Raw genomic sequence first — 13,411 nt, forward strand, 5'->3', positions numbered from 1 at the left:
AAGCTTCAGCCCGATTTCCTCGGCGACGGCCTCCACGCCGGCCATGAAGTCACCGATCTTTGCCGGGCTCCATTTCGTGACGTAGAACGTCAGGCCGTAGGCGCGCCGGTCCCCCGAGCACGCTCCGGCGCGCTCCAGCTCGGCCGCGACGTCCGCCTGGTACCCCAGGGACGCGGCGGCCAGGTGCCAGGTGCGCGCCTCGGGGTGCGCGGCGCCCGCGCTGTCGGCGAGCGCCCGGTGCGCGGCCCGCCGCTCGGACGGCGTCGCCCGGTGGTAGGCGACGGCCCGGACCAGCGGATGCGCGAACGCGATCGTCGTGCGGGTCGCCGCCAGCAGGCCGGCGCGCTCGGCGGGCGCGAAGTCGGCGACGGTCGCGCCGACGCTCGCCGCGGCGCCCGTGACGCGGGCCGTGTCGCGGGTGTCGTCCGCGGCGGCCAGGAGCAGCAGCGCCCGGGTGCCGGGCGGGAGCGCGCCGAGCCGGGCGCACAGCTCGGCCTGGAGCGTCCCCCCGACCGGGGAGGCGCCGTCGTGGAACGTGAACGGGTTGATGCATCCCGCGCGCTGCGCCGGGGACAGCGACGCCGCCAGCAGCCGCAGCGCCAGCGGGTTCCCCTCGGCCTCGGCGAGGACGCGGTCCCGCGCGGGCGGCGCCAGGCCGGCGCCGGCCGCGGTGCCGCGCAGGAACGCCGCGGCCTCCTCCGGGCAGAGGCGCCGCAGCCTGATCTCCGCCAGGCCGGACGATCCGAACGTGCTCTCGTCGCGGGCGGCGGCCAGCAGCGCCGCCGGCTCGGCGCCGAGGCGGCGCGCCGCGTACGCCAGCGCGTCCGCCGACGCGGCGTCCAGCCACTGGGCGTCGTCGACGAGGCAGACCACGGGCCGGTCCGCGGCGAGCCGGTGCAGCAGCGCGAGGACGGCGCGGCGCACGGCGAAGACGTCCTCGCGTCCCGCCGCCGCCTGCGGCTCGATCAGGGCGCGCAGCCGCTCGGCCTCCGGGCCGCCCAGGTCGCGGACCGGCCGCAGCATCAGCTCCAGCGACGCGAACGGCTGCTCGGCCTCCGGCGGGGACCCGGCGCAGCGCAGCACGAGCGCCCCGTCCGCCGCGTCCGCCGCGTGGTCGAGGAGCACGGTCTTGCCGATCCCGGCCTCGCCCCGGATGACGGCGGCCCCGCCCGTCCCGGCCCCCGCCCCGGCGACCAGCCGTTCCACCTCGGCCCGTTCGGCGGCTCTGCCCTGGAACATGGGGCCCCCACGCGTGCGGCTGCGACTTCCAAGATCGTCCACCGCATGATCGCATGGCCCCGACCAACGGCCCCCTATCCCTGAGGTCTCCTCAATGTCACCACTCCGGACCACCCCGCCACGACGAACAGCCCCGTCCCACCACCCCAACCCCCCACGTCTCACCAGCGCCAGCACCCCTGACCAGCGCCACCACCAGACCCCCTGGGCGCCCTTGTCAGGTGGGCGTGGTGACGTCGGTGACGGCCCTGGCGAGGGCGGCGGGGACGTCGTCGATGAGGAGGTGACGGCCGTCGTGGACGATGGGGCGGCCGGAGACGACGACGTGCCGGACGTCGGCGGCGGTGGCGGCGAAGACGGCGGCCTCGGCGGCGTAGTCCGGGGCGGCGCCGGCGGTGCGGACGGAGTCGAGGTCGACGGTGACCAGGTCGGCGTACGCGCCCGGTTCCAGGCGGCCCGCCTCGGGCCAGCCGAGCCCGTAGTGGCCGTTGGAGGTGGCGGCGGCGAGCAGTTCGCCGGCCGTCCAGTGGCCGCGGGCGCGGGTGCGGAGCCGCTCGTCCAGCTCGACGGCGCGGGCCTCCTCGAACATGTCGATGACGGCGTGCTGGTCGGAGCCGAGGCAGATCGGGGAGCCGGCGTCGGCTAGGGCGCGGGCGGGGCCGATGCCGTCGGCGAGGTCGCGTTCGGTGGTCGGGCACATGCAGACGCCGGTCATCGTCGTCCCGAGGAGGCCGATGTCCTCGTCGGTGAGGTGCGTGGCGTGGACGGCGGTGGTGAGCGCGCCGAGGGCGCCGGCCTCGGCGAGCAGCCGGGTCGGGGTCATGCCGTAGGCGTCCAGGCACGCCTCGTTCTCGGCGGGCTGCTCGGACAGGTGGACGTGCAGCGGCGCCCCGTGCTCCTTCGCCCAGGACGCGACCGCGCGGAGCTGCTCGCGGGGCACCGCCCGGACGGAGTGGATCGCGGCGCCGACGCGGGCGTGCAGCCGTCCCGCCTTGTCGGTCTGCTCGTAGAGGCTGTCGACGCGGCGCGCCCAGTTGCCGGCGGTGCCGTCGCCGAAGCGGAGCTGCGGGCCGGCCAGGGGGCGGCCGATGCCGCCGGTGAGGTAGCAGGCGTCGAGGAGGGTGATCCGGATGCCGGCGTCGGCGGCGGCGGCGATGAGCGCCTGGCCCATCGCGTTGGGGTCGGCGTAGGGGGCGCCGCCGGGCCGGTGGTGCAGGTAGTGGAACTCGCCGACGCAGCTGATGCCGGCGAGGGCCATCTCGGCGAAGACGGCGGTGGCGAGGGCGCGGTACGACTCGGGGTCGAGCCGGTCGGCGACCTGGTACATCTGCTCCCGCCACGTCCAGAAGGTGCCGGAATGGGCTTGGACGCGGGAGCGGAGGGCGCGGTGGAAGGCGTGGGAGTGGGCGTCGGCGAGGCCGGGGAGCGTGAGGCCGGGGAGCCGCTGGGCGTGCGGGGCGGACCGGACGCCCGCCGCGACGCTCGTGATCCGCTCTCCGTCGGCCTCGATCAGCACGTCGGCCGCCACGCCGTCGCCGAGCCAGGCGAACTGGGCATGCCACTGCATGGTGGGACCCCTACCCGCGCGCCAGGTCGTCCAGTACCGCGGTAAGGGCCTCAACACCGGTCAGGCAGTCCGCCGGCTCGGCGGACTCGGCGGGCGCGTGCGAGACCCCGGTCGGGTTCCGGACGAACAGCATCGCGGTCGGCACCCGCGCGGACAGCACGCCGGCGTCGTGGCCCGCGCCGGTCGGCAGGACGGGCGCGCCGCCGCCGAGCGCCGCGCCGACCCGGTCGCGCAGGGCGCGGTTGAAGTCGACGATCTCGGTGTAGGACTCCTCGGCGAGGTCGACGCTGACCCGGTGCGGGCGGGCGGCGACGCGGGCGGCCTCGTCGATCTCCCGCACGGTGCGCCGGACCCGCTCGTCCTCGGGGCCGCGCGCGTCGAGCCAGGCGGTGACGGACGAGGCGATCGCGTTCACCCCGCCCGGCACGACGCCGACCTTCCCGACCGTCGCGACGGTGCCGTTGCGCTCGGCGGCCTCGCGGGCGGCGATGACCATGCGCGCGAACGGCAGCATCGGGTCCCGGCGGTCGGCCAGGAGGGTCGTCCCGGCGTGGTTGCCCTCGCCGGTGAAGTCGAACCGCCACCGGCCGTGCGGGACGATCGCGCTGGCGATCCCGACCGGTGTGTCCAAGGCCCGGCCCTGCTCGACGTGGAGTTCGACGTAGCAGCCGATGCGTCCGAGGAGGTCCTCGTCCGGGCCGATGGCGTCGGGGTCGAACCCGGCGTTGTGCATGACCTCCGCGAAGGTGTGCCCGTCCCCGTCGGTCAGCGCGCGCGCCCGCGCCGGGTCGATCGCCCCGGAGAGCAGGCGCGACCCCAGGCAGGCCACACCGAACCGGGCGCCCTCCTCCTCGGCGAACGCCGCGATCCCGATGGGCTTCGCGGGCGTGGAGCCGCGCCTCCTGAGCTCGTCGACGGCCGCGAACGCGGACACGATGCCGAGCGGGCCGTCGAACGCTCCCCCGCCCGGCACCGAGTCGAGGTGGCTGCCGGTCAGGACGGCCCCGTGCCGGGTCCCGTCGGCCGGGAGCCACCAGGCGACCATGTTGCCGTTGGCGTCGTGCTCCACGTCGAGGCCGCGGCGGCGCGCCTCGTCCAGGAACCAGGCGCGGCACTCCAGTTCGGGCGGCGTCCACGCGAACCGGTGGTAGCCGCCGGTCGCCTCGTCCCGCCCGACCGGCAGCAGCTCCGCCCACATCTCCTCGAAGCTCATGCGCTCCCCGCTCATCCCTTCCTGGGTCCGCTACCGCTCAACCTCTCATGGGGATCTTGACGCCGCGCTCGTCGGCGACCTCGGCCGCCCGCTCGTACCCGGCGTCGACGTGCCGCATGACGCCGGTTCCGGGGTCGTTGGTGAGGACGCGCCGGAGCTTCTCGCCGGCGAGGGCCGTCCCGTCCGCGACGCAGACCTGGCCCGCGTGGATGGACCGGCCGATCCCGACGCCGCCGCCGTGGTGGACGGACACCCAGGTCGCGCCGGACGCGGTGTTGAGCATGGCGTTCAGCAGCGGCCAGTCGGCGATCGCGTCGGAGCCGTCCTTCATGCCCTCGGTCTCCCGGTACGGGCTGGCGACGGAGCCGCAGTCGAGGTGGTCGCGGCCGAGCACGATCGGCGCGCTGATCTCGCCGCGCGCGACCAGGTCGTTGAACGCCTCGCCGGCCTTGTCGCGCTCGCCGTAGCCGAGCCAGCAGATCCGCGACGGCAGGCCCTGGAAGTGCACCTTCTCCCCCGCCATCCGGATCCAGCGGGTCAGCGGCTCGTTGTCGGGGAACAGGTCGAGGATCGCCTTGTCGGTGCGGGCGATGTCCTTCGGGTCGCCGGACAGCGCCGCCCAGCGGAACGGCCCCTTGCCCTCGCAGAACAGCGGCCTGATGTAGGCGGGGACGAAGCCGGGGAAGTCGAACGCCCGCGCGTACCCGGCGAGCTGCGCCTCCCCGCGGATCGAGTTGCCGTAGTCGAACACCTCGGCGCCCGCGTCCTGGAAGCCGACCATCGCCTCGACGTGCGCGGCCATCGACGCGCGGGCCGCGGCGATGAAGCCGTCGCGGTCCTTGTCGCGCTCGTCGGCCATGTCCTCGAACGCGACGCCGCGCGGCAGGTACATCAGCGGGTCGTGCGCGCTGGTCTGGTCGGTGACGATGTCGATCGGGGCGCCGCGGCGCAGCAGCTCGGGGACGACGTCGGCGGCGTTGCCGAGCACGGCGATCGACAGCGGGCGCCGGGCGGCCCGCGCCTCCTCGGCGAGGCGCAGCGCCTCGTCCAGCGAGTCGGCCCGGACGTCGCAGTACCGGTGCGCGACGCGCCGCTCGATGCGGGACGGGTCGCACTCGACGCAGATCGCGACGCCGCCGTTCATCGTGACGGCGAGGGGCTGCGCGCCGCCCATCCCGCCGAGCCCGGCGGTCAGCGTGACCGTCCCGGCGAGGGTGCCGCCGAACCGCTTCTCGGCGACGGCCGCGAACGTCTCGTAGGTGCCCTGGAGGATGCCCTGCGTCCCGATGTAGATCCACGACCCGGCGGTCATCTGGCCGAACATCGTCAGCCCGAGCGACTCCAGCCGGCGGAACTCCTCCCACGTCGCCCACTGCGGGACGAGGTTGGAGTTGGCGATCAGCACGCGGGGCGCCCACTCGTGCGTCCGGAAGATCCCGACGGGCTTGCCGGACTGGACGAGCAGCGTCTCGTCCCCTTCGAGGTCCGACAGCGACCGGATGATGCCGTCGAAGGCGTCCCAGTTGCGGGCGGCCTTGCCCGACCCGCCGTAGACGACCAGCTCGTCGGGGTGCTCGGCGACCTCGGGGTCGAGGTTGTTCTGGATCATGCGGAGGGCGGCCTCCTGCGGCCAGCCCTTGGCGGCGGTGAGCGCGGTGCCGCGCGGCGCGCGAACGGGACGGGGTCCAGACATGTCGGGCTCCTTTGGGACGGCGGGCCGGTGACGGTATGTGCCGGGCGTCCTGGCGTGTGACGGGGCCGGCTCAGGACGGCCCCCGCTCAGGACGGATCCGGCCTATGACAGGGGGCCGGTGACGGATTCGGCGGCGGCGACGAGGGAGCCGTCCCGCACCAGCGCGGTGGCGGCGGCGATCTCGGGGGCGAGGTAGCGGTCGGGGCCGGGCGGCGGGACGGCCTCGCGCAGCCGGGCGACGACGGCGCCGGTCGCCGGGCCGGGACGCAGCGGGGTGCGCAGGTCCAGCGCCCGCGCGGCGGTGAGGATCTCGATCGCGACGACCTGGGCCAGCCCGTCCACGGCCTTGCGCAGCTTGCGGGCCGCGTTCCAGCCCATCGAGACGTGGTCCTCCTGCATGGCCGAGCTCGGGATGGAGTCGGCGCTCGCCGGGGCGGCGAGCCGCTTCAGCTCCGACACGATCCCGGCCTGCGTGTACTGGGCGATCATGTGCCCGGAGTCGACGCCGGGGTCGTCGGCGAGGAAGGCGGGCAGCCCGTACGAGCGGCTCTTGTCGAGCATCCGGTCGGTGCGCCGCTCCGACATGGACGCGACGTCGGCGACCGGCACGGCGAGGAAGTCGAGCACGTACGCGATCGGGGCGCCGTGGAAGTTGCCGTTGGACTCGACCCGCCCGTCCGGCAGCACCACCGGGTTGTCGATCGCGGACGCCAGCTCCCGTCCCGCCACCAGCTCGGCGTGCTGGAGGGTGTCGCGGGCGGCGCCGTTCACCTGCGGCGCGCAGCGCAGCGAGTAGGCGTCCTGGACGCGGGTGCAGTCGGGGCCGCGGTGCGAGTCCATGATCTCGGACGCGTCGAGCAGCAGCCGCAGGTTGGCGGCGGACGCGGCCTGCCCGGGATGCGGCCGGAGCGCCTGCAGGTCGGCGGCGAAGACCCGGTCAGTGCCGAGCAGGGCCTCGACGGTCATAGCGGCGGCGACGTCGGCCGCGGTGAGGAGCCGGTGCAGGTCGCCGATGGCGAGGGCGAGCATGCCGAGCATGCCGTCCGTGCCGTTCAGCAGGGCGAGCCCTTCCTTCGCGGCGAGCTTGACGGGCGCGATCCCGGCCGCGGCGAGCGCCTCCGCCGCCGGCTTCAGCGCGCCGCCCGCGTCCCGGACCGAGCCCTCGCCGATCAGCGCGAGCGCGACGTGCGCGAGCGGCGCGAGGTCGCCGGAGCAGCCGAGGCTCCCGTACTCGAAGACCTGCGGGGTGATGCCGGCGTTCAGCAGCGCGGCGAGCGTCCGCGCCGTGGTCGGCTGCACGCCGGTGCGGCCGGTCGCGAGCGTCCGCAGCCGGAGCAGCATCAGCGCCCGGACGACCTCCCGCTCGACCTCCGGCCCCGACCCGGCGGCGTGCGACCGGACGATGTTGAGCTGCAGCTGGTCGCGCAGCTCCGGGGCGATGTGCCGCGTCGCGAGCGCCCCGAACCCCGTCGACACCCCGTACACCGGTGTCGGGCGCGCGGACAGCTCCTCGATGTGCGCCCGCGCCTCGCCGATCAGCTTCAGCGCCTCGTCGGTCAGCGCGACCCGGGCGCCGTCCCGCGCGACGGCGGCGACCTGCGCGAACGTCAGCGCCTCCGGCCCGACCTCAACCATAGGAACACCCATACCCACCATTGGACCCGCCCGGCGGCGCCCGCCCCACCCCCGGGCGGCGTCTTCTGTCTCGGATACGAGACAATGCGGCCATGTCGCAGGTCCCCGCCGCCCGCCGCGCCCTGGCGGTGCTGCGCCTGCTGGCCGCCGCGCCCGGACCGCTGCCCGCGTCGTCCATCGCCCGCGCCCTGGACGTCCCCCGCTCCAGCACGTACCACCTGCTCACGGCGATGGCGGAGGACGGCTTCGTCGCCTACGTCCCGGAGGAGCGCCGCTGGGGGCTCGGCGTCGCGGCGTTCGAGATCGGCTCCGCCTACCTGCGGCACGAGCCGCTGGAGCGCCTGGCCCGGCCGCTGCTGCGCCGCCTCGTCGACCAGGTCGGCGAGATCGCGCAGCTGGGCGTCCTGCACGGCGCGGAGACGCTCTACCTGCTGAAGGAGCAGCCGCCCCGGCACGCCACCGTCGTCACCGACGTGGGCGTCCGGATGCCCGCCCACCTGACCGCGAGCGGCCTGTCGCTGCTCGCGCACCTGCCGTCCGCCCAGGTGCGGGCGCTGTTCCCCGGCCGCTTCGTCGACCGGACGGGCAAGGGCCCCGCGTCCCTGCGCGAACTGCGCCGCACCCTCGCCGAGGACGCCCGCCGCGGCTGGTCCGTCGAGGACGGCCACATCACCGAGGGCTTCGCCAGCATCGCGGCCTGCGCCTTCGACCACACCGGCCACCCCACCGCCGCGATCACCGTCACGTTCCGCCGCGACGCGCACCCGGTGGAGACCTGGCCGGGGCTCGCCGCGCCCGTCCGCAGGACGGCCGAGACCCTGACCACCCGCCTCACCGGCCGCCTCCCCCACTGAGCGGTCCCCCTGCCGAAAGACAGGGGCGGCCGGTGGCGTTCGGGCGGTGCGGCGACGACCTGCCGATTCCTAGGTTCGAACCCGGAATGACCGACGATCCGGCGGGAGACCTTTTGATCACGTTGCGGGGCCTGACGAAGCGGTACGGGGACAAGACGGCGGTGGACGAGCTGACACTCGAGGTGGCGGCCGGGAAGGTCACCGGGTTCCTCGGCCCGAACGGCGCGGGCAAATCGACGACGATGCGGATGATCGTCGGGCTGGACCGGCCCAGCGCGGGCGAGGCGCTGGTCGGCGGGCGGCGGTACGCGGGCCTGCCGCGCCCACTGCGCCAGGTCGGGGCGCTGCTGGACGCGGGCTTCGTCCACCCGGGCCGGCCCGCGCGGGCGCACCTGCTCGCGATGGCCCGCAGCAACGGCATCGACCGGTCGCGGGTGGACGAGGTCCTCGGCCTGGTCGGGCTGGAGGCCGTCGCGGGCAAACGGGTCGGCTCGTACTCGCTCGGCATGCGGCAGCGGCTCGGCATCGCGGGCGCGCTGCTCGGCGACCCGCCGGTGCTGATGTTCGACGAGCCCGTGAACGGCCTCGACCCGGACGGGGTGCTGTGGGTGCGGGGGCTGATGCGCGGCCTCGCGGCGGAGGGCCGCACGGTGTTCGTGTCGTCCCACCTGATGAGCGAGATGCAGCTCACCGCCGACCGCCTGGTGGTGATCGGCCGGGGCCGGCTGCTGGCGGACGCCCCCATGGGCGAGGTCATCGCGCGCGGCCCCGGCAACGCCGTCCGGGTGCGCACGCCGGGCGCGGCCGAACTGGCGGCGCGGCTCACCGCCGTCCGGGCCGCGGTCCGGCGGGTGGACGAGGACGAACTCGAAGTGAAGGGCGTACCGGTGGACCGGGTCGGGCTCATCGCCTTCGAGGCGGGTGTGCCGGTGCTGGAGCTGCGCGCCGTCGAGGCGTCCCTCGAAGAGGCGTACATGGAACTGACCGGGGCGAGCGTGGAGTACGGGGTGGGACGATGAGGCGCGGCGGCATGCCGGGGGCGCTGGCGGCGGAGTGGACGAAGCTGTGGTCGATCCGGTCCACCTGGTGGGGCCTGGCCGGCGCGGTGCTGCTGATGGCCCTGATGTCGATGATCCTGGCGACGAGCACGGTCTCGAACAACACCCGCCCGCCCGCGGGCGAGGAGCCTCCCGGCGTGGTGTCGGTGAGCGGGATCGCCACCGGTTCGGTGGACATGGTGCAGTTCGTCGTCCTCGCCCTCGCCATCCTGATGATCACCGGCGAGTACGCGACGGGCAGCATCCGGGCGACCCTCCAGTGGGTGCCGCCGCGCACCCGGATGCTGTCGGCGAAGGCGGCCGTCGCGATGGCGGTCGTGTTCCCCGTCGGCGTGCTCCTCGCGCTGACCGGCACGGCCGTCGCGTACCCGATGCTCGGGAAATGGGGGCGCCTGGACGCGGGCGACGCCGTGCGCGACGCGCTGCTGACGGGCGTGTACCTGGCGGTGATGAGCGCGTTCATCCTGGGCGTCGCGGCCATGCTGCGCAGCACCGCGGCGACGATCACGACCGCGTTCCTGTTCGTCCTCGTGCTGCCGGTCACGCTGGTGAACGCGCGGTCGGAGCTGCTGAAGGACATCGCCGACGGGCTGCCGAGCACCGCCGGCCGGCACCTGCTGAACGGCGACGGCCCCTACCCGGCCGCGGTCGCGGTGCTGATCATCGCCGCGTGGACGGCGGCGGCGCTATGGGGCGGGATCACCGTCCTGCGCCGCCGCGACGCCTGACGCGGCCCGGTCGACGAGGCGGCGGAGGATGCGCTCGGCGTCCGTCCACAGGACGGCACCCCCGATCCCCTGCACCACATGGCGCCGAGCGTGCGGAATCCGCGTCGCGAGGGTGGCGCCGTTGTCGGGCGAATGGCTGGTGTCCAGTTCCCCGTACCAGAGGTCGACGGGCACCCGGACGCGGCCGAGGTCGAAGGGCCAGCGGCCCATCGCGAGCACGGTGTCGCGCGCGTAGCCGCCGGAGCCCTGCGCGAACGCCTCGTCCAGGGCCCGGCGGTAGGCCGCGGCGAACGCCGGGTCCCGGTACACCCGCAGGTCGGGTTCGGGGCTGCCGCCCATGACCATCGCCAGCATCGCCTCGGCGCCGAACCCGCGGAACATCTCCTCGGCGCCGAGGGGATCGGCGGCCACCCGGTCGACGATGCCCCGCAGCTCGTCCGGCAGCGCCCCGGCGAACCGCGGCGCGGCCACCTCGTCCGCCCCGGAGACGACGGCCACCGCCGCCGCGATCCCGTCGACCGCGCACGCCAGCGCGAACGGCGCCCCCTGCGAGTTGCCCACCACGGCCGGACGCTCCAGCCCCCGCAGCGCGGCGAAGTCACGCATGTCCGCCGCGAAGTCGGCGAACGTCCGACCGGGCGACGGCGACGACACCCCGAGCCCGGGCCGGTCCACCGAGACGAGCCGCACCCCGAGCGAGTGAACGACCCCGGGCCCGAACCCCAGCCACCTGCTCGTGGCGGCACCGGGGCACAGCAGCACGGGCAGGCCGTCCTCCGGCCCCCACTCGGCCCAGCCGAGCACCCGCCCGCCGGGCAGCGTGCTCTCTCCCATCCGTTCGGGATCCGCGACGAACTCCATGATCCACATCATGGCCACCGCCCCCGCTCCCCCGCACCACGTTTTAGCCGCCTGTGTCCTCCCCCGTAGCGCCGGGCGAGCGACAGGGACAGGGGCGTCGTCGATCGACTCGATGCGCGCGGCCCTCACGGCTTCGAGGTCCATGAGCAGGTCGAGCTGCATGGCGAGCACGGTCGGCGGGATCCGCCGCAGGTCGTTCTCACCGTGGTCATGGGCACGCTGGTAGATGGCGTGGATGCGCGCGGGCCGCCGGTCGCCCAGGATCTCGTCGCGCACCTGGGCGGGGGTGAGCCCGGTACCGACCAGCAGCCCCGAGACCGCGACGGCCGCAACGATGGCGAAGAACCCGGCGCGCGCCTCGCCCATGCCGGTCAGCGCCGCGAGGAGGTCGCCGGTGACGGGGACGTCGACCGGATGGCCGTTCCGGTAGTGCTCAAGTGCGGCGAGCACGACCGGGTCCTTGTTGGGCCAGCGGCGGTACAGCACGGCGATCCCGCGCGCGGCGACCGATTCCGTGGTCAGCTTCGCGTAGCCGACGCTGGCGATCCAGACGCTGGCCGTGGACCTGCACTCAACCGCCGACAAGATCCAGTGGGTCACCACCGGCTTCCTGCAGCGATGGCCGTCGCGATCCCGGTGACCGGGTGGGCGGAGCACCGCTGGGGCGGCAAGCGGGTCTGGACGGTCGCGCTAGTGCTGTTCGTGCTCGCCTCGGCGCTGTGCGCGGCGTCCTGGAACGACACCTCTCTGATCCCCTTTCGGGCGCTGCAGGGTTCGGCGTCGGGCTGATCTTCCCGCTGATGCAGCCGCTGGCGGTGCGCGCCGCGGGCGGGCGCATCAGCCGCCGGCTGATGGCGGCCGTCAGCCTGCCCATCGCGCCCGCTCCTCGGCCCGGTGATCGGCGGCGTGATCCTGAACTGGCGCTGAACTGGCGCTGGCTGTTCCTGGTCAACGTGCCGCTGACCGCGGCCGGACTCCTGCTCGCACGGCGGTTGCTGCCCGCCGACCGCCCCGGACCCGGCACCGTCCGAACCCGCTTGGACTGGATCGGCCTGCTGCTCCTCGCGCCGTCACTGGCGGGTGTGCTCCTAGGCTTCTCACGACTGTCCGAGGACGGCGAGATCACCCACGCCGCCGTACTCCTGCCACTGCTCATGGGCGCCGCGCTGCTCGCGGCCTTCATCGGCTGGGCGGCACGCTCGGGCGAGCGCCGACCGATCGTCGTCCGCCTGCTGCGCCTGCGGTCGCTGGGCAGCGCCTCCGCCGCCCTCTTCACCGCCGTCGCCGCGATATACGCCGGGATGTTCCTGCTGCCGCGCTACTACAAGCAACTGCGCGGCAAGAGCGTCATGCAGGCCGGGCTGCTGCTCATCCCACAGGGGGTCGGCGCACTCGCCGCCCGCTTCATGATCGGTGCCGTGGTCGACCGTTTCGGCGCACACGCCGTGACGATCGCCGGTCTCCTCCTCGCCGCCATCGCCACCGCCCCCCTCGCCCTAGCCGGACCGGCCACGAACCTGGGGCAGCCGGTAACCGCGCGCTCCTCCTCCGTGACCTGGGAATCGGTGCGGTGCTGATCCCCCCGATGTCCGTCGCCTACCAGGACGTCCAGCGCTCCGGCATCCCGGACGCCACCATGAACACCCGGATCGTCCAGCAGGTCGGCGGCTCGTGCGGCACCGCGATCGTCGCTTCAATCCCTGCTGGCCCAAGGCGCCACCAGTGCCTTCCAGGGCGCGTTCTGGTGGGCGATGGGCATCACGGCCGCAGCACTCGTCCCCGCCATCGCCCTCCCGACGAGCCGCCGCCCGTCACCCGAGTGACCCGGAATCAGTCGGCGACGTGAGCCAGATCCGGGATGTGCGCGGCGGCGATGCGGGGCCTGGCCGGGGGCTGAAGAAGGAAGAGCCTCTTCCCCAGCCGCTCCATCTCGCCGCCACGCCCGCAGATGAGCCCAGCGCAGAAGTCCACCAACTGCCGGGCCACGTCGTCGGTCAACTCGGTGAGATCCATGAGCACCGGGTCACCCTTGCGGAAGAAGTGCCCGACGTGCAGCACCTCGTTGTAGTCCTTGGGGCAGAGCGTCCTAATCACAGGACAAGTCTGCCCACCCTCCCCCGCAGCGCAAGACCGCGTTCGCTCACTCGTCCAGCACACTGGTGTTCTGGCACGCGGTCAGCCGCCACCGCCCGTCCTCCTTCGCCATGACGAACAGCGGAGTCCCCACCTCCCGCCCGTCGGCCGACTCGTACACCTGGCGCACCTTGACGGCGGCGACGTCCGGACGGATGAACAACACGTGCTCCACCTCGAACGTGACCTTCGTGTCCCGCATCGCACCGGGAAGCACCCGCCGCGTGAAGTCCGCGATCGCATCACGCCCGAACAGCCGCTTGCCATGCCCTGTCGTCCAAATCGCGTCCTCCCGGAACAAACCGACGAATTCATCGGGAAGCTCATTGTTCTGAGAGTGAGCCTTTTTCATCCTCGGGTGACCTCGTAGTTCTGTAGGACAGCGATGGCCTTGACCAGGTGGCCGGCCTTGCAGGGACTGCAGCGGAGC

Annotated in this window: 13 protein-coding genes; 5 read left to right on the forward strand and 8 right to left on the reverse strand. The window is 74.3% G+C overall.

From position 1 onward, the window contains the following. The 5 genes from AB0K34_RS43555 to hutH form a co-directional block, all read right to left on the reverse strand. Positions 1-1,239 (reverse strand): ATP-binding protein (locus AB0K34_RS43555; RefSeq protein ID WP_364554418.1); only part of this gene is annotated, 1,239 nt, incomplete at its 3' end. A gap of 217 nt (positions 1,240-1,456) precedes the next feature. Then, complete coding sequence (locus tag AB0K34_RS43560; RefSeq protein WP_364554419.1) at positions 1,457-2,806, reverse strand: formimidoylglutamate deiminase; 1,350 nt, start codon at positions 2,804-2,806, stop codon at positions 1,457-1,459. 10 nt (positions 2,807-2,816) lie between these two features. Beyond that, positions 2,817-4,019, reverse strand: coding sequence for an allantoate amidohydrolase (locus AB0K34_RS43565; protein ID WP_364554420.1), 1,203 nt, complete (start codon positions 4,017-4,019; stop codon positions 2,817-2,819). Between the two features lie 37 nt (positions 4,020-4,056). Further along, entirely contained in the window at positions 4,057-5,712 is a 1,656-nt protein-coding gene (hutU, locus tag AB0K34_RS43570; protein ID WP_301177204.1) for a urocanate hydratase, read from the reverse strand. Positions 5,713-5,814: 102 nt separating this feature from the next. Further along, positions 5,815-7,359, reverse strand: a complete 1,545-nt coding sequence (hutH, locus tag AB0K34_RS43575) for a histidine ammonia-lyase (RefSeq protein WP_364554421.1) — start codon at positions 7,357-7,359, stop codon at positions 5,815-5,817. A gap of 80 nt (positions 7,360-7,439) precedes the next feature. On the opposite strand from hutH, the gene AB0K34_RS43580 reads away from it, so the two are divergent. The 3 genes from AB0K34_RS43580 to AB0K34_RS43590 all read left to right on the forward strand — a co-directional run bounded on the left by AB0K34_RS43580 (position 7,440) and on the right by AB0K34_RS43590 (position 9,987). Continuing rightward, a complete protein-coding gene (locus AB0K34_RS43580) occupies positions 7,440-8,201 on the forward strand; it encodes an IclR family transcriptional regulator (RefSeq protein ID WP_364554422.1) in 762 nt (253 codons plus the stop codon). Positions 8,202-8,314: 113 nt separating this feature from the next. Further along, positions 8,315-9,220, forward strand: a complete 906-nt coding sequence (locus tag AB0K34_RS43585) for an ATP-binding cassette domain-containing protein (RefSeq protein WP_301177224.1) — start codon at positions 8,315-8,317, stop codon at positions 9,218-9,220. Then, positions 9,217-9,987 carry an ABC transporter permease gene (locus tag AB0K34_RS43590; protein ID WP_301177207.1) on the forward strand — a complete coding sequence of 257 codons (771 nt, stop codon included), beginning with the start codon at positions 9,217-9,219 and terminating at the stop codon, positions 9,985-9,987. Before AB0K34_RS43585 ends, AB0K34_RS43590 begins: the two co-directional genes overlap by 4 nt. On the opposite strand, the gene AB0K34_RS43595 is transcribed toward AB0K34_RS43590, so the two are convergent. Next, on the reverse strand, positions 9,946-11,448 hold the full coding sequence (locus tag AB0K34_RS43595) for an alpha/beta fold hydrolase (RefSeq protein ID WP_364554423.1): 1,503 nt from the start codon (positions 11,446-11,448) through the stop codon (positions 9,946-9,948). The two genes, AB0K34_RS43590 and AB0K34_RS43595, sit on opposite strands and share 42 nt — an antisense overlap. 18 nt (positions 11,449-11,466) lie before the next feature. On the opposite strand from AB0K34_RS43595, the gene AB0K34_RS43600 reads away from it, so the two are divergent. Then, positions 11,467-11,637, forward strand: coding sequence for a hypothetical protein (locus AB0K34_RS43600; RefSeq protein ID WP_364554424.1), 171 nt, complete (start codon positions 11,467-11,469; stop codon positions 11,635-11,637). A gap of 11 nt (positions 11,638-11,648) precedes the next feature. Further along, positions 11,649-12,425 carry an MFS transporter gene (locus AB0K34_RS43605; protein WP_364554425.1) on the forward strand — a complete coding sequence of 259 codons (777 nt, stop codon included), beginning with the start codon at positions 11,649-11,651 and terminating at the stop codon, positions 12,423-12,425. A gap of 253 nt (positions 12,426-12,678) precedes the next feature. Here the strand turns inward: AB0K34_RS43605 and AB0K34_RS43610 are convergent, their stop codons facing one another. Further along, positions 12,679-12,942, reverse strand: a complete 264-nt coding sequence (locus tag AB0K34_RS43610) for a cell division protein SepF (RefSeq protein WP_301177213.1) — start codon at positions 12,940-12,942, stop codon at positions 12,679-12,681. 46 nt (positions 12,943-12,988) lie between these two features. Continuing rightward, the gene (locus tag AB0K34_RS43615; protein ID WP_364554426.1) at positions 12,989-13,333 is read right to left on the reverse strand and encodes an SgcJ/EcaC family oxidoreductase; all 345 of its coding nucleotides are present in this window, start codon (positions 13,331-13,333) and stop codon (positions 12,989-12,991) included. Between the last annotated feature and the right edge of the window lie 78 nt (positions 13,334-13,411).

The sequence above is a fragment of the Actinomadura sp. NPDC049382 genome, from assembly GCF_040677125.1.
GTDB classification, from domain to species: Bacteria; Actinomycetota; Actinomycetes; order Streptosporangiales; family Streptosporangiaceae; genus Spirillospora; species Spirillospora geliboluensis.

Bases quoted from the DNA above. Each gene is read 5' to 3' on its own strand.
- AB0K34_RS43560 (WP_364554419.1), bottom strand. From the start codon at position 2,806: ATGCAGTGGCATGCCCAGTTCGCCTGGCTCGGCGACGGCGTGGCGGCC.
- AB0K34_RS43565 (WP_364554420.1), bottom strand. From the start codon at position 4,019: ATGAGCTTCGAGGAGATGTGGGCGGAGCTGCTGCCGGTCGGGCGGGAC.
- hutU (WP_301177204.1), bottom strand. From the start codon at position 5,712: ATGTCTGGACCCCGTCCCGTTCGCGCGCCGCGCGGCACCGCGCTCACC.
- hutH (WP_364554421.1), bottom strand. From the start codon at position 7,359: ATGGGTGTTCCTATGGTTGAGGTCGGGCCGGAGGCGCTGACGTTCGCG.
- AB0K34_RS43580 (WP_364554422.1), top strand. From the start codon at position 7,440: ATGTCGCAGGTCCCCGCCGCCCGCCGCGCCCTGGCGGTGCTGCGCCTG.
- AB0K34_RS43590 (WP_301177207.1), top strand. From the start codon at position 9,217: ATGAGGCGCGGCGGCATGCCGGGGGCGCTGGCGGCGGAGTGGACGAAG.
- AB0K34_RS43600 (WP_364554424.1), top strand. From the start codon at position 11,467: ATGGCCGTCGCGATCCCGGTGACCGGGTGGGCGGAGCACCGCTGGGGC.
- AB0K34_RS43605 (WP_364554425.1), top strand. From the start codon at position 11,649: ATGCAGCCGCTGGCGGTGCGCGCCGCGGGCGGGCGCATCAGCCGCCGG.
- AB0K34_RS43615 (WP_364554426.1), bottom strand. From the start codon at position 13,333: ATGAAAAAGGCTCACTCTCAGAACAATGAGCTTCCCGATGAATTCGTC.